General features: G+C 37.5%; 15 protein-coding genes and 1 pseudogene. 10 read left to right on the top strand and 6 right to left on the bottom strand.

Going from position 1 to position 17,513, the window contains the following annotated elements; all coding sequences use genetic code 11:
- Positions 1-12: 12 nt before the first annotated feature.
- From purM to purD, 4 genes are all read left to right on the top strand, one after another.
- Positions 13-1,053 carry a phosphoribosylformylglycinamidine cyclo-ligase gene (purM, locus tag AB1280_RS16445; RefSeq protein WP_429756490.1) on the top strand — a complete coding sequence of 347 codons (1,041 nt, stop codon included), beginning with the start codon at positions 13-15 and terminating at the stop codon, positions 1,051-1,053.
- Positions 1,050-1,628 (top strand): phosphoribosylglycinamide formyltransferase, encoded by a 579-nt coding sequence (purN, locus tag AB1280_RS16440; protein WP_429756489.1) that lies wholly within the window; start codon positions 1,050-1,052, stop codon positions 1,626-1,628. The genes purM and purN overlap by 4 nt, the downstream gene beginning before the upstream one ends.
- 36 nt (positions 1,629-1,664) lie before the next feature.
- Complete coding sequence (purH, locus tag AB1280_RS16435) at positions 1,665-3,200, top strand: bifunctional phosphoribosylaminoimidazolecarboxamide formyltransferase/IMP cyclohydrolase (RefSeq protein WP_429756488.1); 1,536 nt, start codon at positions 1,665-1,667, stop codon at positions 3,198-3,200.
- Positions 3,201-3,359: 159 nt separating this feature from the next.
- Positions 3,360-4,622: a phosphoribosylamine--glycine ligase gene (gene purD, locus AB1280_RS16430; protein WP_272188749.1), complete on the top strand. Its 1,263-nt coding sequence runs from the start codon at positions 3,360-3,362 to the stop codon at positions 4,620-4,622.
- A gap of 220 nt (positions 4,623-4,842) precedes the next feature.
- Here purD and AB1280_RS16425 read toward each other — a convergent pair whose 3' ends face one another.
- From AB1280_RS16425 to AB1280_RS16415, 3 genes are all read right to left on the bottom strand, one after another.
- The gene (locus AB1280_RS16425) at positions 4,843-5,001 is read right to left on the bottom strand and encodes a toxin-antitoxin system HicB family antitoxin (protein WP_098916934.1); all 159 of its coding nucleotides are present in this window, start codon (positions 4,999-5,001) and stop codon (positions 4,843-4,845) included.
- A 15-nt stretch (positions 5,002-5,016) separates the two neighbouring features.
- On the bottom strand, positions 5,017-5,862 hold the full coding sequence (locus tag AB1280_RS16420) for an SPFH domain-containing protein (RefSeq protein WP_272188750.1): 846 nt from the start codon (positions 5,860-5,862) through the stop codon (positions 5,017-5,019).
- A gap of 196 nt (positions 5,863-6,058) precedes the next feature.
- Positions 6,059-6,442 (bottom strand): YgaP family membrane protein, encoded by a 384-nt coding sequence (locus AB1280_RS16415; RefSeq protein WP_429756487.1) that lies wholly within the window; start codon positions 6,440-6,442, stop codon positions 6,059-6,061.
- A 195-nt stretch (positions 6,443-6,637) separates the two neighbouring features.
- On the opposite strand from AB1280_RS16415, the gene AB1280_RS16410 reads away from it, so the two are divergent.
- The 6 genes from AB1280_RS16410 to pruA all read left to right on the top strand — a co-directional run bounded on the left by AB1280_RS16410 (position 6,638) and on the right by pruA (position 15,545).
- Positions 6,638-7,327 carry a heptaprenylglyceryl phosphate synthase gene (locus tag AB1280_RS16410; protein WP_429756486.1) on the top strand — a complete coding sequence of 230 codons (690 nt, stop codon included), beginning with the start codon at positions 6,638-6,640 and terminating at the stop codon, positions 7,325-7,327.
- Positions 7,328-9,568, top strand: coding sequence for a DNA helicase PcrA (pcrA, locus tag AB1280_RS16405; RefSeq protein WP_429756485.1), 2,241 nt, complete (start codon positions 7,328-7,330; stop codon positions 9,566-9,568).
- Positions 9,569-9,583: 15 nt separating this feature from the next.
- Entirely contained in the window at positions 9,584-11,593 is a 2,010-nt protein-coding gene (gene ligA / locus AB1280_RS16400; RefSeq protein ID WP_429756484.1) for an NAD-dependent DNA ligase LigA, read from the top strand.
- Positions 11,594-11,609: 16 nt separating this feature from the next.
- The gene (locus AB1280_RS16395; protein WP_272188755.1) at positions 11,610-12,785 is read left to right on the top strand and encodes a CamS family sex pheromone protein; all 1,176 of its coding nucleotides are present in this window, start codon (positions 11,610-11,612) and stop codon (positions 12,783-12,785) included.
- Positions 12,786-13,066: 281 nt separating this feature from the next.
- Entirely contained in the window at positions 13,067-13,837 is a 771-nt protein-coding gene (locus AB1280_RS16390) for a TSUP family transporter (RefSeq protein ID WP_272188756.1), read from the top strand.
- A 160-nt stretch (positions 13,838-13,997) separates the two neighbouring features.
- On the top strand, positions 13,998-15,545 hold the full coding sequence (gene pruA / locus AB1280_RS16385) for an L-glutamate gamma-semialdehyde dehydrogenase (RefSeq protein ID WP_272188757.1): 1,548 nt from the start codon (positions 13,998-14,000) through the stop codon (positions 15,543-15,545).
- A gap of 45 nt (positions 15,546-15,590) precedes the next feature.
- On the opposite strand, the pseudogene AB1280_RS16380 reads toward pruA, so the two are convergent.
- The 3 genes and pseudogenes from AB1280_RS16380 to AB1280_RS16370 all read right to left on the bottom strand — a co-directional run bounded on the left by AB1280_RS16380 (position 15,591) and on the right by AB1280_RS16370 (position 17,437).
- Positions 15,591-15,887 (bottom strand): annotated as a pseudogene (locus tag AB1280_RS16380) (PH domain-containing protein).
- A 371-nt stretch (positions 15,888-16,258) separates the two neighbouring features.
- Positions 16,259-16,822, bottom strand: coding sequence for a cysteine hydrolase family protein (locus AB1280_RS16375; protein ID WP_429756483.1), 564 nt, complete (start codon positions 16,820-16,822; stop codon positions 16,259-16,261).
- Between the two features lie 129 nt (positions 16,823-16,951).
- On the bottom strand, positions 16,952-17,437 hold the full coding sequence (locus AB1280_RS16370) for an HXXEE domain-containing protein (RefSeq protein ID WP_429756482.1): 486 nt from the start codon (positions 17,435-17,437) through the stop codon (positions 16,952-16,954).
- Positions 17,438-17,513 lie beyond the last annotated feature (76 nt).

Here is a 17,513-nt window from a genome sequence, read left to right as displayed (position 1 = left end):
TGTATAGAAACGATGGCGAATGCATATAAGCAAGCAGGAGTAGATATTGAAGCTGGATATGAAGCGGTATCTCGCATGAAAAAACACGTGCAAACAACGATGAGAAAAGAAGTGCTAGGCGGGTTAGGTGGTTTTGGAGGAATGTTTGATCTTTCAAAATTTGCATTAGAAGAGCCAGTATTAGTATCTGGAACAGATGGTGTAGGAACAAAATTAATGCTCGCTTTCATGATGGACAAACATGACACAATCGGCATCGATGCAGTTGCAATGTGTGTAAATGACATTGTTGTGCAAGGGGCAGAGCCGCTCTTTTTCCTTGATTATATTGCTTGCGGTAAGGCAGAACCTAGTAAAATTGAAAACATCGTCAAAGGAATTGCAGAAGGATGCCGTCAAGCTGGTTGTTCATTAATCGGCGGGGAAACAGCTGAAATGCCGGGGATGTATTCTGAGGAAGAATACGATTTAGCTGGTTTTACAGTTGGTATTGTTGATAAAAAGAAGATTGTTACAGGACAATCTATTGAAGAGAATCAAGTATTAATCGGACTTGCTTCTAGCGGAATTCATAGTAATGGCTATTCTCTTGTCCGTAAAGTATTACTAGAGGATGGACAGCTTTCACTTGACCGTATTTATGGTCGTTTAGAACTACCACTTGGTGAAGAATTATTAACGCCAACAAAAATTTATGTCAAACCTATTTTAGAACTATTGAAGAAATATAACGTAACTGGTATGGCTCACATTACTGGCGGTGGATTTATTGAAAATATTCCACGTATGTTGCCAGAAGGTATTGGAGCACAAATTGAACTGGGTTCTTGGACAGTTCATCCAATTTTTGAGTTACTGCAAGAAGTTGGTCAATTAAAGAAAGAAGAAATGTTCAATATTTTTAACATGGGTATTGGTATGGTAGTAGCAGTCAAAGAAGAAGATGCAGAAGGTGCTATGAAACTTCTAGAAGAACACGGGGAAACAGCTCGTATCATCGGACGCACTGTGAAAGGTTCAGGTGTTACTTTCGCTGGAGGAGCAGTACTATGAGCCGTTTAGCAGTTTTTGCTTCAGGAAGCGGTTCTAATTTTCAGGCGCTTGTGGATGCAGTAGAAGCTGGAGGGTTAGATGCGCAGCTTAGTTTGCTTGTATGCGATCAGCCAGGCGCACGTGTTATAGAGCGCGCAAATCATCATCATGTTTCTTGCTTTTCCTTTTCAGCGAAAGCGTATGAATCAAAGGAAGCATTCGAACAAGAAATAGTAAAGAAATTGCAAGAATACGAGATTGATTGGATTATTTTAGCGGGGTATATGCGTTTAATTGGTCCGACATTGTTAACTGCTTATGAAGGGAGAATCGTTAATATTCATCCTTCACTATTGCCAAGCTTTCCTGGAAAAGATGCAGTTGGACAAGCAATTGAATATGGTGTGAAAGTAACAGGTGTTACAATCCATTACGTTGATGCAGGGATGGACACTGGGCCAATTATCACACAAGAAGCAGTAACAGTTTCTGAACATGATACACGGGAAAGTTTACAAAAGAAAATTCAACTTGTCGAACATAGATTGTACGTGGATACGGTGAAATCTTTATTACATTCTGAAGTAAGGTCATAAGAGCAGCAATTTAATACAACTAGGGGTGGAGAATAAATGAAAAAGCGTGCATTAGTAAGTGTTTCAAATAAAGCTGGAGTTGTAGAATTTGTAAAAGGATTACTTGAGCAAGGTATTGAGGTTATTTCAACAGGTGGAACGAAAAAATTACTGGAAGAAAACGGATTACAAGTAATTGGTATTTCTGAAGTAACAGGTTTTCCAGAGATTATGGACGGTCGAGTGAAAACATTACATCCAAACATTCATGGGGGACTTCTTGCTGTACGTGATAACGAAACGCATATGGAGCAAATGAATGAACTTGGCATTCAGCCGATTGACTTTGTTGTTGTAAACTTATATCCATTTAAAGAAACAATTGCAAAGCCAGATGTAACATTTGTTGATGCAATTGAAAATATTGATATCGGCGGACCAACAATGATTCGTTCTGCTGCGAAAAACCACGAGTTTGTAACGGTTATTGTAGATCCAACAGACTACGATGTTGTATTAGGAGAACTAAAAGGAAGCGGAGACGTTTCAAAAGAAACAAAACGTAAATTAGCAGCAAAAGTATTCCGTCATACAGCAGCATATGATGCATTAATCTCAACCTATTTAACAGAACAAACAGGAGAAGAAAGCCCTGAAACGTTAACTGTTACATTTGAGAAAAAACAAAATTTACGTTACGGCGAAAACCCGCATCAAAAAGCAGCATTTTATAAAGCACCATTTGCAGCAACTTCTTCTGTTGCTTATGCAGAGCAATTACATGGTAAAGAACTATCTTATAATAACATCAATGACGCAGATGCAGCTCTTAGCATCGTGAAAGAATTTACAGAGCCAGCAGTTGTTGCTGTAAAACATATGAATCCGTGCGGTGTTGGCGTTGGGGCTGATATTCATGAAGCATATACACGTGCTTACGAAGCAGATTCAGTATCAATTTTTGGCGGCATTATTGCAGCAAACCGTGAAATTGACAAAGCAACGGCAGAAAAACTGCATGAAATTTTCTTGGAAATCATTATCGCACCTTCTTTCTCAGAAGAAGCTTTAGAAGTGCTACAAAGTAAGAAAAACTTACGTTTGCTAACTGTTGATATTGCTAAAGTTAGGGCAGCTAGTAAGAAGTTAACTTCTATCCAAGGCGGTTTGCTTGTACAAGAAGAGGACACATTAGCGCTAGAAGATGCGACAATCACAATTCCGACAAAACGTGAACCAACAGAGCAAGAATGGAACGATTTGAAATTAGCTTGGAAAGTTGTAAAACACGTAAAATCTAATGCGATTGTTTTAGCGAAAGATAACATGACAATCGGTGTTGGTGCAGGTCAAATGAACCGCGTTGGCTCAGCAAAAATTTCCATTACACAAGCGGGTGAGAAAGCACAAGGAAGCGCACTTGCATCTGATGCATATTTCCCAATGCCAGATACAGTAGAAGAAGCGGCTAAAGCCGGCATTACAGCAATTATTCAACCAGGCGGATCCATTCGTGATGAAGATTCCATTCAAAAAGCAGACGAGTACGGCATTGCAATGGTATTCACTGGCGTACGTCATTTCAAACATTAATTTAGAGACGAAGGAGATGACCAAAAATCCACTTTTGGGTCATCTTCTTCTACTTTTGAATATGATCCAGCTTGCGTGTCGAAGCGTCGATAAATGCACCATTTTCGCCGATATATCGCGAAGAGGCTGGATTTTAACTTGAATAATGGAGGATGAAATATGAATGTTTTAGTAATTGGCCGTGGTGGACGTGAGCATGCGTTAGCGTGGAAGTTTGCAGGATCAAAGCAAGTAGAGACTGTATATGTGGCACCAGGAAATGAAGGGATGAAAGATGTCGCAACGCCTGTAGCGATTGATGAAAATAATTTTGACGCACTTATTGCTTTCGCAAAAGAAAATAACGTTGATTTAACATTTGTTGGACCGGAAATTCCGCTTATGAACGGGATTGTTGATCGCTTTGAAGAAGCAGGTCTTCGTGTTTTTGGTCCGAACAAAGCAGCAGCTGTTATTGAAGGAAGTAAAGCTTTTACGAAAGAGCTTATGAAAAAATATGATATTCCAACAGCTGCATATGAGACGTTCACAAACTATGAAGAAGCGGTAGCATACATTGAAGACGTTGGCGCACCAATCGTTATTAAAGCAGATGGATTAGCAGCTGGTAAAGGTGTAACAGTTGCTATGACGTTAGAAGAAGCATTGCAAGCTGTAAAAGAAATGCTGCAAGATGTGAAGTTTGGAGAGGCTAGCAAAAAGGTTGTGATTGAAGAGTTTTTAGATGGACAAGAGTTTTCGCTTATGGCATTTGTCAACGGAACAACTGTATACCCAATGGTCATTGCGCAAGATCATAAACGTGCTTTTGACGGTGATAAAGGACCAAATACAGGTGGGATGGGTGCCTATTCTCCGGTACCGCAAATTCCGCAGTCAGCAGTAGAACAAGCAATTGAAACCATCTTATATCCGACAGCTGCGGCAATGATACAAGAAGGACGTTCTTTTACAGGGATTTTATACGCAGGGCTTATTTTAACAAGTGAAGGTCCGAAAGTAATTGAATTCAATGCGCGCTTTGGCGACCCAGAAACAGAAGTAATCTTACCTCGTTTAGAAAGTGATTTAGTGGATGTATGTAACCACGTATTAGATGGGGAAGAGCTTTCTTTAGAGTGGTCTGAAGAAGCAGTAATTGGTGTTGTACTAGCTTCTAAAGGATATCCAGAAAGCTATGAAAAAGGCACGGTAATTAAAGGTATAGAAACATTAGAAGATGTAATTGTATTTCACTCAGGAACAGATATGAAAGACGGGGAATTTGTAACGAACGGTGGCCGTGTGTTGTTTGTTGCATGTAGAGAAAAAGACTTACAAACAGCGAAAGATAAAGTGTATAAAGAAATAGCAAAAATTGAAAGCGACGGTTTATTTTATCGTAATGATATTGGGTACCGGGCGATTGGCCAGACTCTTTAGATGCTGGCAATGATAGAAGACCTCAAAGTGAAAATACATTTCGCTTTGAGGTCTTATTTTAATTTTGCAAAAAGAAAGACAAGGATGGCAACTATAAAATTGTTTCTGATGAAAAATTACAAGAAGCATTGCTTGCAAACTCAAAATCAATAGATAAAATGTTTGGCAATAAATAATTGTGATACCTCTAAAAGGAAAAAGAGTCCTACTCATTAAAAAGTTAGGACTCTTTTTTTATCTTACCTTTTTGCTTTGCCATCTCGCGAAGTAAATATTCAATGTGAGCATTTACACTTCGAAATTCGTCGTTTGCCCATTTTTCAATAACTGCGTACAATTCGGGATCGATTCGTAATGGGAAGCTTTTCTTTTTTGCCATGATTACCTACAACCTTTAGTAGAGACTTCCTGTATTAATAACTGGTTGCGCCCCTTTATCGGAAACAATAGCAACTAGTAAGTTATTGACCATGTTTGCTTTTCTTTCGTCATCTAACTCAAGTATACCTTCTTCATCTAGCTTTTGAATCGAGTCTTTCGCCATTTGTACGGCACCTTCGACAATTTCTTTTCTTGCAGCTAATACTGCTTTCGCTTGTTGACGTTGGAGCATTGCATGGGCAATTTCAGTTGCGTAAGCTAAGTGTGTTAAACGAGTTTCAATTACTTCCACTCCTGCAATTTCTAAACGTGCTTCTAATTCGCGTTTTAATTCTTCGGAAATTTCTTCTGCGTTTCCACGCAGTGTAATACTATTTTCATCTTGGAAATTATCATATGCATATTTCGTTGCCACGTGGCGAATTGCTGTTTCACTTTGAATTTCCACAAAAGCATCATAATGCTCAACACCGAAAATTGCTTTTGCTGAGTCGACAACTTTATAAACAACAACAGCTGCAATTTCAATTGGATTCCCCTCGACGTCGTTTACTTTTAATTTTTTACTATTAAAGTTTTCAACACGTAGTGAAACGGTTTGACGAAATGCAAATGGAACTGTTAAAAACAGGCCATTTTCACGAATGGTTCCTAAATAGTTACCGAAAAATGTAATCACTTTTGCTTGGTTTGGCTGTACCATGCCAATGCCACTTGCTAGGATTGCTGCTAATAAAAAAGAGGGAATACCAATAGCGAATAGTTCATTAATAAAACTTAATAAACCAACTCCAATTAAAATTAAAACTGCAAGCAGTCCTAAAAATCCATTTACATGAAATACTTGTTTTTCTTTCATGATCTCGCCTCCTTTTGATATAAAAATGATATCACTTTTATATCAAAGGTGACAATAGGTTTTGTGGTAATTTTTAGAAAAAATAAAAAACCAACAAATAGAACATTAGTTCTCGTTTGTGGTGAAATAAAAAAACTTAGCCACCCACTGCAGCAGCTAAGTTTCTTTGAGAGCATCTTGCATGTTGACAAATGATTCAAAGCGGTTTGGACAGAAGAGCCTTTTCAAGTTCAGACTCAATTTCTTTATCAGAAGCATCATAACTTCCATGGCTTGTCTTCTCGTCTTTATGAGAAGTAGGATGTGCTTCTTGTTTATTAGACTGTCCATTCTTCATAAAATCCATGCTTGGAATTTTTAAATCGGGAATGTTCATATATTTACTAAATTTGCATGCTTCGACAATAGGACAGAAACGAATGATGCCTTCTGCGATTCTCATTGCCCCGACCCAAAGCATAATTTTTGACCAAGTACACCATGGTTTTCTTACAAGCTTTGCAGTGCTGCAACTAAGCAATACAAGACCAAGTGTAATACGAATAAGGGCATTTATTGTGCCGATGTTTTGCTTGACCAAGACATTCACTCCTTTTCAGCAGCTTTGAAATAGGTTTATCCATTTCAAGAGTTATTGTTCCTTGTATGCTTTTCCTATATACAATCCAACATTTGACGTAGAAAAAGATGTTGTACGGAACGTGTGTCAGTACCTTATTTTTTGTTATAATGAAAGAATGTGTAAAGATGATTAGAGAAAAGGAAGGGTGTTTTCATGTACGATATTTCACAGTGGAAACATGTATTTAAACTTGATCCCAATAAGGAGTTAAGTGATGAACATTTAGAGCTTATTTGTGAATCAGGAACGGACGCTATTATTGTGGGCGGAAGCGATGGAATTACAATTGATAATGTATTGCACATGCTCGTAAGCATTCGTAGATATGCGGTTCCTTGTGTATTAGAAGTTTCAACGTTGGATTCGATTACACCAGGATTCGATTTTTATTACATCCCGAGTGTATTAAATAGTCAGAAGGTAGAATGGGTAACAGGCCTTCATCATGCGGCATTGAAAGAATATGGAGATATTATGAACTGGGATGAAATTTTCATGCAAGGATATTGTGTGTTAAATCCAGAAGCGAAAGTAGCAAAGTTAACGGAAGCAAATTGTGAACTATCAGAAGACGATGTGATTGCATATGCGCGTATGGCGGATAAACTTCTTCACCTACCAATTTTCTATTTAGAATACAGTGGTACGTATGGGGATGTGGAGCTTGTAAGAAAAGTGAAAGCTGAGCTGCAGAGTGCAACATTATACTACGGCGGCGGAATTGCAAATGCAGATCAAGCGAAGGAAATGGCACAATATGCGGATACAGTTGTCGTTGGAAATTTAGTTTATGAAGATATAAAGAAAGCTTTAGCAACAGTAAAAGCTGTAAAAGGAGAGTAGGTGACCGAATATATGAGTATAACAGAAAAATTATTAACAGGATTAAATCCGCAGCAACAAAAAGCTGTACAAGCAACGTCTGGGCCATTGTTACTTATGGCGGGAGCAGGTAGTGGTAAGACGCGTGTGTTAACGCACCGCATTGCTTATTTACTTGGCGAAAAAGGTGTTGCACCGTGGAATATACTTGCAATTACGTTTACAAATAAAGCGGCACGTGAAATGCGTGAGCGTATTGATAAACTTGTTGGTCCTGAAGCGGAGGATATTTGGATTTCAACATTCCACTCTATGTGTGTCCGCATTTTACGACGAGATATTGATCGCATTGGTATTAATCGTAACTTTACGATTTTAGATGCAAGTGATCAATTAACAGTTGTGAAAAAAATTATGAAAGAGCGCAACGTTGATCCGAAGAAGTTTGAACCGCGTTCTATTCTTGCGGGAATTAGCAATGCGAAAAATGAATTGTTATCTCCAGAAAAATATGCGAAAAAAATCTCAATTGCAGATCCATATGAAAAGTTGACGAGCGATGTATATACAGAATACCAAAAGCGTCTTCTTAAAAATAATGCACTTGATTTTGATGATTTAATTATGACGACTATTCAATTATTTGAACGGATACCAGAAGTACTGGAGTTTTATCAGCGTAAATTCCAATATATTCACGTTGATGAGTATCAAGATACGAACCGTGCTCAGTATATTCTTGTTAATCAATTGGCAGCGCGTTTTAAAAACCTTTGTGTAGTTGGTGACTCAGATCAATCGATTTATCGTTGGCGCGGAGCTGATATTTCGAATATCTTGTCATTTGAAAAAGATTATGACAATGCACAGGTTATTTTATTAGAACAAAACTACCGTTCAACAAAAAGTATTTTACATGCGGCGAATGCGGTTATTGAAAATAATACAAATCGTAAACCGAAGAAGTTATGGACGGATAATCAAGTAGGAAGTAAAATTTCGTATTACCGCGCTGCAACTGAAAAAGATGAAGCATATTTTGTTGCGAAAAAGATTCGTGATGAAATTCAAATGGGAAATCGAAAGTATACAGATTTTGCAGTACTATATCGTACGAATGCTCAGTCCCGTATGGTTGAGGAGATTTTCTTAAAATCAAATATTCCATACAAAATTGTTGGCGGTATTAAATTCTATGATCGTAAAGAAATTAAAGATATGTTGGCGTATTTGCGTTTAATTGCAAACCCAGACGATGAAATTAGCTTTGCACGTATTATTAATGTGCCAAAACGTGGTGTCGGAGCAACATCTATTGATAAGATTATTAATTATGGCGTGCAAAATGGTCTTTCATTGACAGCTGTATTAGACGAAATTGAGCATGTCGGTGTAAGTGCAAAAATTGCAAAGACAGTAGCGGATTTTGCAAAGCAGCTTCATAATTGGGTAAACATGCAAGAGTATTTATCGGTAACAGAACTTGTAGAAGAAGTGTTAGAAAAAACAGGTTACCGTGATGCGCTGAAGAATGAACGTACGTTAGAATCAGAGGGACGTTTAGAAAACTTAGACGAATTTTTATCTGTTACACAAACGTTTGAATCACAGAGTGAAGATAAGAGTCTTGTTGCGTTCTTAACTGATTTAGCACTTGTTGCTGATATTGATCGTGTAGATGAAGATCCGACTGCTGGTGAAGAAGTCATTTTAATGACAATGCACTCTGCAAAAGGATTAGAATTCCCGGTTGTCTTCATTTTAGGATTAGAAGAAGGGATTTTCCCGCATACTCGTTCTTTAATGGAAGAAGATGAAATGCAAGAAGAACGCCGCTTAGCATACGTTGGAATTACACGTGCCGAAGAAGAACTGTACGTAACGAATGCCCAAATGCGAACGATATTTGGTAGAACGAGCATGAATAAAGAATCACGTTTCATCTCGGAAATTCCTGAGGATCTTATTGAAGCACTTCATGAAGTAAAACCAAAGCGTGAAACTTTTGGTGCGAAGTCTAAACCTACAACTACAACGACAGTTCGTTCCCGTTCAGCCGTTGTTCGTCCAGCTGTGAAAACAACAGGCGGTGAGCAAATTGGTTGGTCAGTTGGTGATAAAGCATCACATCAAAAATGGGGGATTGGCACGGTTGTGAGTGTGAAAGGCGAAGGAGATGGGAAAGAGTTAGACATCGCGTTCCCAAGTCCAATTGGCATTAAACGATTAATGGCTAAATTTGCGCCAGTGACGAAAGTGTAAGAAAGGAATGAGGTCATGTCGAAAGAAGCAGCACAAAAGCGTATTGAAGAGCTTCGTGACATTTTAAATAGACTTAATTATGAGTATCACGTGCTAGATCAGCCATCTGTATCAGATGCAGAGTATGATCGTCATATGCAAGAGTTAATCAAATTAGAAACAGAACATCCAGAATTTTTTACAGAAGACTCTCCAACCGTTCGTGTTGGCGGAGAGATTCTTGATATTTTTGAGAAAGTAACACATAAATCCCCGATGTTAAGTTTAGGAAATGCTTTTAATGAAGGTGATTTGCGTGATTTTGATCGCAAGGTACGTCAAGGAATTGACGATCAAAATGTAAGATATGTGTGCGAATTAAAAATTGACGGACTGGCGGTTTCCCTTCATTATGAAAAAGGACGCTTCGTTCAAGGAGCAACTCGTGGTGATGGTATAACGGGTGAGGATATTACGCAAAATTTAAAAACGATTAAAGCGATTCCGCTGCGTTTAACAGAAGAAATGACGCTAGAAGCGCGCGGAGAAGCGTACATGCCGAAACGTTCATTTGTGAAATTAAATGAAGAAAAAGAACAGAATGGAGAAGCGGTCTTTGCGAACCCACGAAATGCAGCTGCGGGTTCATTGCGTCAATTAGATCCAAAAATTGCAGCAAAGCGCAATTTATCTTTATTCGTATATGGGCTTACGAATTTAGAAGGAAAGACGATTGCGTCGCATAGTGAATCGTTAAACCTTTTAGGAGAGCTTGGATTTAAAACGAACCTGAATCGCCGAGTTTGCGAAACAATTGATGAGGTCATTCATTACGTGCAAGAGTGGCAAGAAAAACGTCCGCATCTTGATTATGAAATTGATGGTATCGTTATTAAAGTAGACGATATATCCCTTCAAGAAAGCTTAGGAACAACAGCGAAAAGTCCAAGATGGGCTATTGCATATAAATTCCCAGCTGAAGAAGTTGTTACAAAACTGACGGGTATTGAACTAAGCGTTGGACGTACAGGTGTTGTAACCCCAACTGCTGAGTTAGAGCCAGTACGCGTGGCAGGAACGATTGTTCGCCGTGCTTCCTTACACAACGAAGATTTAATTCGTGAAAAAGATATTCGTATTGGCGACTATGTTGTTGTAAAGAAGGCTGGGGACATCATTCCTGAAGTTGTAAATGTTATTGTAGACCGCCGCACAGGTGAAGAAGAAGAGTTTCGTATGCCAACGCATTGCCCCGCATGTGAGAGTGAACTTGTTCGTTTGGAAGAAGAAGTTGCGCTTCGCTGTATCAATCCAGCATGCCCGGCACAAATTCGAGAAGGATTAATTCACTTTGTATCACGTAATGCGATGAATATTGACGGACTAGGCGAACGGGTCATTACGCAGTTATTTGATGCGGATTATATTCGTACATTTGCAGATCTTTATACATTAACGAAAGAACAGTTATTACAACTAGAACGTTTTGGAGAAAAATCTGCTTCAAATCTAGTACAAGCGATTGAAGCTTCCAAAGATAATTCATTAGAACGATTACTGTTCGGTCTTGGGGTTCGCCATGTTGGAGCAAAAGCCGCTCGTACATTAGCGGAACATTATGAAACGATGGATAACATCGTGAACGCTACAGAAGAAGAGCTGACAACTATTAATGAAATTGGCGAAAAAATGGCGCAATCGATCGTTACGTATTTTGATAATGAAGATGTACAAGAGCTATTACAACAATTTAAGTCATATGGTGTGAATATGACTTATAAAGGGATAAAACGAGCAGAATTAGAAAACATTGAATCTTATTTTGCAGGAAAAACAGTTGTGTTAACAGGAAAACTAGAAGTGATGGGACGAAGTGAAGCGAAAAAGAAAATTGAAGCGCTTGGCGGGAAAGTCACAGGCAGTGTAAGCAAAAGTACAGACTTAGTCGTTGCAGGAGAAGCCGCGGGTTCTAAGTTAGCGCAAGCACAAAAACATAACGTTGAGATTTGGGATGAAGCGAGGTTCTTACAAGAGCTCAATAATTAAGAGGTGCAAAGTTACCATGAAAAAAGTGATATTAGCAGCGTTAAGCCTTGGATTACTTCTTAGTGGATGTAGTATAGGGCCAAAAAAAGAAGAAAAAATCGTAGAAAAAGGGAATTCAAAAGAGAAATCAATTATTTCGAAATACTCGATTTCAGATGATTATTATAAAACGGCACTTCCTTTTGAAAAAGGATCGGCGCGAGGATTAGCTGTGAAAGGATTAAATAGCCGTTTAGATGTTGATGAATTTGAAACAGGATTAATGCGCATTGCGAAAGAATCATACGATACGAAAGATTATATATTTCAAGGTGGAAAGTATTTAGATAAGGATACGATACAAGCATTAATCGAGAGAAAACGTACACCCGAGAAGCAAAGTGAGTTAGAAAAAGCGTTGAAGAAAAAATTGCCGAATGGTTTAAATCCAGAGCTACCACCAGGAGAACCGGAAACACTAGAAGCGAGAAATCAAAAGAGTCCAATGTATTTATCGCAAATTTTAGAACAGGATTACTTAAAAATAAAAGGTGAGAACCAAGCAGAGATAGGCGGAGTTGTTATCGGCCTTGCGATGAATTCAGTTCATTATTATACAGAGCAACACGGTTATCCGCGTGAACAAAAAATTGATGATAAAACATTACTAGAACAAGGGCAAAAAATGGCGCAAGAAATCTTACCACTTCTGCGCCAAAAAGATGACTTGAAAAATGTTCCGATTACGTTTGCGATTTACAGACAGGAAGCAAAATCTTCACTTGTACCAGGCTCCTTTTTATCATATACAACAGTTGATAAAGGCAGCGATAAAGTAGACGATTGGAAAGCCTTAGACGAGAAATATTATTTATTCCCTTCTAATGAAGCAGAAACGAATTATCGTGATGATGCAACAAGTGTAAAGAACTTCAATGCAAAATTAGCGCAGTATTTTACAGGTGATTATACTGCAGTTGTAGGCAGAGGATTCTATAAAGATGGTCAATTAAAAGAATTGAAGCTTGAGATTCCAGTTCAGTTTAATGGAAAGGCAGAGGTCATTGGATTTACACAATATGTAGCCGGGGCTGTTACCGATTTCCCTAATTATATTAAAGTGCAAGTTACAATTAAATCTGTAGACCGTCCAGAAGCAATTATTATTCGTGACGTAAAACAAGATAAGCCGTTTGTTCAAATGTTAGATTAAGAAAAGTCGTTCCTTTTATGAGGAACGACTTTTTTGTATATAAATTCATTTTGATTTTTAAGCATATAAGTCACTGCTATTTTAGAATGAAAAGTGACATGAAATTGCTTTTTCTCTTTGTTTTCGTATTGCCCGTGGCAGGAAAAGGACCTAACTGATTCTATGCATGGCCAGATGCTCTCGCCCCCTAAACTTCGTGTTTTAATTTATATTTATATAGTAGAAATTTTGCTATAATTTTTAATGTTGTTAATAAAGAAGGGGATCGAGGGAAAGTACAGATGGAAGATTTAAGTTTGCAAGTCATTATACTACTTATTGCTTTCGGTTTTTTAGCATCATTTATTGATTCTATTGTTGGAGGAGGAGGTTTAATTTCACTTCCGGCACTTATGTTTGTAGGGTTACCTCCAGCTTCGGCAATCGCAACAAATAAATTGGCGGCAACAATGGGTTCATTTACGAGTACAATGTATTTTATTCGTTCTAAAAAAGTAGATTTTCGCATTGTAGGGAAACTTATTCCGTTCACAATTGTTGGGGCAGTTGCAGGTGCATTTGTTGTAAAATTCATTCCACCGGATGTGTTGCGTCCTATGGTATTAGTTTTACTTGTATTAATTGCTATTTATATTATTGTAAAAAAAGATTGGGGTAGTGTATCTACTTATAAAAAAATGACGAAGGGAAAAACATTTTTATTTTATCTAGTCATTTTGATTATTGGATTTTATGATGGTTTCTTCGGACCAGGTACAGGCTCCTTTTTAATTTTTGCATTTTTATTAATCGGTTTGGATTTTATCCGCGCGGCTGCTGCTGGTCGAATTTTAAATTTTGTTAGCAATATTGTATCGCTGATTACATTTTTATTTTTAGGAGCAATTCAATTTAAATATGGTTTAATTATGGGTGTATCAATGGTCGCAGGTGCATATTTTGGTTCGAGATTTGCTGTTAAAAAGGGTGTAGGATATGTACGAATTTTATTCTTAGCAGTAACAATTTTATTAATTGGTAAGAATTTTTGGGAATACATTCATATTTCATAACATGGTGCATATGCATCATGTTGTTTTTTTATTTATTATATTTGAAAAATTATTTAATTTTAAAAATATAAGTCTAAGAATATTTGAACAAATCTAAATTATCGTGTAGAATAATATTGTATTTAATGTAAACGTTTTTTTCTAAGGGGAGGCTAAAATAATGGTAGTAGCATACAAACATGAGCCATTTACAGATTTTACAGTAGAGGCAAATAAAGTTGCGTTTGAAGAAGGTTTAAAGAAAGTAGAATCTTATCTTGGACAAGACTATCCATTAATTATTGGGGGAGAAAAGATCACTACAGACGAGAAAATCGTTTCTGTAAATCCTGCAAATAAAGAAGAAGTCGTTGGCCGCGTTTCAAAAGCAAGTCGTGAATTAGCAGAGAAAGCAATGCAAGTAGCGGATGAAACATTCCAAACTTGGAGAAAAACAAAACCAGAAATGCGTGCAGATATTTTATTCCGCGCAGCTGCAATCGTTCGCCGCAGAAAACATGAGTTTTCCGCAATTCTTGTAAAAGAAGCAGGTAAGCCATGGAATGAGGCAGATGCTGATACAGCAGAAGCAATTGACTTCATGGAGTATTATGGTCGTCAAATGTTGAAATTAAAAGATGGCATTCCGGTAGAAAGCCGTCCAATTGAATATAATCGTTTTTCTTACATTCCATTAGGAGTAGGTGTTATCATTTCTCCTTGGAACTTCCCGTTTGCTATTATGGCAGGTATGACAACAGCTGCATTAGTGTCTGGTAACACTGTATTATTAAAACCAGCTAGTACAACACCTGTAGTGGCAGCGAAGTTTATGGAAGTATTAGAAGAAGCTGGCCTACCAGCAGGCGTAGTAAACTTCATTCCTGGTAGCGGTTCTGAAGTTGGTGACTACTTAGTAGATCATCCTCGTACACGCTTCATTAGCTTCACTGGATCACGCGATGTTGGTATTCGTATTTACGAACGCGCAGCAAAGGTAAATCCAGGACAAATTTGGTTAAAACGCGTTATCGCTGAAATGGGCGGTAAAGATACAATCGTTGTTGATAAAGAAGCAGATCTTGAATTAGCAGCAAAATCTATCGTTGCATCTGCATTTGGATTCTCAGGACAAAAATGTTCTGCATGTTCTCGCGCAGTAATCCATGAGGATGTATACGATCACGTATTAAACCGTGCAATTGAATTAACAAATGAATTAACAGTAGGAAACCCAGCTGAAAAAGGCATAAACATGGGACCTGTTAACGACCAAGCTGCATTTGATAAAGTAATGAGCTACGTTGCGATTGGTAAAGAAGAAGGTAAACTTGTAGCAGGTGGTGAAGGTGATGATTCTCAAGGTTGGTTCATCAAACCAACAATCATTGCTGACGTTGCAGAAGATGCTCGTCTTATGAAAGAAGAAATCTTCGGACCAGTTGTAGCATTCTGCAAAGCAAAAGACTTTGATCATGCACTTGCAATTGCGAACAATACAGAATACGGTTTAACAGGAGCTGTTGTTTCTAATAACCGTGAACATATTGAAAAGGCACGTGAAGACTTCCACGTTGGTAACTTATACTTCAACCGTGGATGTACTGGAGCAATCGTAGGTTACCAACCATTTGGTGGCTTTAACATGTCTGGTACAGACTCTAAAGCAGGTGGCCCTGACTATTTAGCACTTCACATGCAAGCAAAAACTACTTCTGAAACTTTATAAGAAGTATAGGAAAGACCTTCTCGTAACCGAGAAGGTCTTTTTATATTAAACAGAATGAGTTTGATGGAGCATTGGACACTTCTCTTGCAATGTTTTCATAAATAAATCGGGGTCTTTTGGCAACGATATAAGAGCTGTATCATACTTGCTATAAGTAATTTCTAAGCGTTTAAACGTCTAGGCAGGTGCGGAAAGTAAGTTGTAGGTGTATCTGATGCTAGTTATTTCATGGAGTGGAATCATAGTTTTGGTGAAACCAAATACAGCAACAAGATGTGTACTTGTAATCTCGTGATAAGAATGAAATAGTGCCCATAGAAGAATACCGATAATAGATACCATGATGATGCTTATTATAATAGCACCTGCATCAACTTGGTCTGTGAAGAACAGGAGAAATAGTATGGGGCATAATGCAATAATGAGTAGAGACAGCAATGGGTTACGTTGAATGGAAAATTTCACGGGTTATACCTTCTTTGTTATTGGTTTACCTTATTTTGGATATTTATACTTAATTTAAGTGAAAAACGCACAAAATGACTAGAAAATTTTACCCGTTCGTCATATTTCTTTGTATAAATTTTATAAATTTCCTGTATAATACAATTGAAGGAAAATCTATGATTAGACAAGAAGACACCGCTTTCAGTTTGCTCGCTGAAGGCGGTGTTTTTTATATACTTTAAGAAAAATAGAAACAACTTCTTTCGTTAAGCTTGAAGTGATTGCTCGCGTTGTAAAAATTCCGCTTCGCTTATTACCTCAGCATATACGCCGTTTAAAGCAGCTAGAATGGTATTGTGAATGTATACAGCTGGAATAGAAACGTTTTTAAAGACTAAATCTTTCGTTGCACACGCATCATGTATCAATGTGCATGTAAAGCCAAGGTCAAAGGCGGCACGTACTGTAGCATCAATGCACATATGAGTCATCATGCCGCATATAACGACGTGTTTAATTTGTAAATTTTGTAATTCTTCTAATAGCGGCGTTTCACGAAAACTATTAGGAAAATGCTTCAGTATGACCGTTTCATGCTGAAAAGGACGAACACTTTCATGAATATGTACGCCTTCTGTATTCGGAAGAAAAAACGTTGCATTTTCCTGCATGGAAACATGTTGAATATGAAAAATAGGCTGACTTGTTTTACGGAAATGTTGAAGTATGCGCGTTGCATATTCGCTTGCTTCATCGGCGTTTCGCAGTTCCATCTTTCCATTTGGAAAATAATCATTTTGGATATCAACGAGTAAAAGAGCAGTTTTCATTTCAGTTACAGCCCCCCAGTTTTCAATTTTATATTCATTTAATTATTCCATAACTTTAGAGGGTTTTCCTTTTCACAAAGTGTGAGATAAAGAAATTTACATGAAATTAAAATTGAATTGTTTTAGTTTTTAATAAATCTGTTTAGAAATGGATTTTCCTATTTTGAATAAAATGGGGATTAAACTTGCTAACACTCCTGCTACTATAAGTGTGGACAAAAATAACTCGTTAAAAGTTAGTTCGTTATTTTTAAAAAATTGATAAAGAATAAAGCTATTAATAGGGATATTCAATAGCATGCCAGTTAAAAGGCCTGGTGCATATCTTTTTAACACGATGCTTGCGAGTAAATGAGGAAAAATAGCGTTAATAATCATTGAACTAATGAAGCCAATAAGAATATATTTAGCCAGACTTGAATTTGGAGAAAATAGATAATAAAAAGTTGAAAGGTAAGCTAAAGAAGTAATAACAATAACTGCAAAATAAAATTCGTTTTTCCCTACAGGTTTGTGGAATTTTGAGGCGTGATTTGACCACTCTGGTAACCATACTGCTTCTTCTAAATTATGTAATGTAATAGCAAATAAAAATAAAATAACCAATTCTCTCAATGAAAACCCCTCCTCTGTCCAATTTGGTTCTATTAAATAATTAGTGTGTATTGCGACGCTAATGCAGTATTTTTTC

Source organism: Bacillus sp. S10(2024) (assembly GCF_050473865.1).
In the GTDB taxonomy this organism is placed as follows: Bacteria; Bacillota; Bacilli; order Bacillales; family Bacillaceae_G; genus Bacillus_A.
The sequence above is the reverse complement of the archived record's forward strand: the minus strand, read 5'-3'. Positions and strand labels throughout refer to the sequence as shown.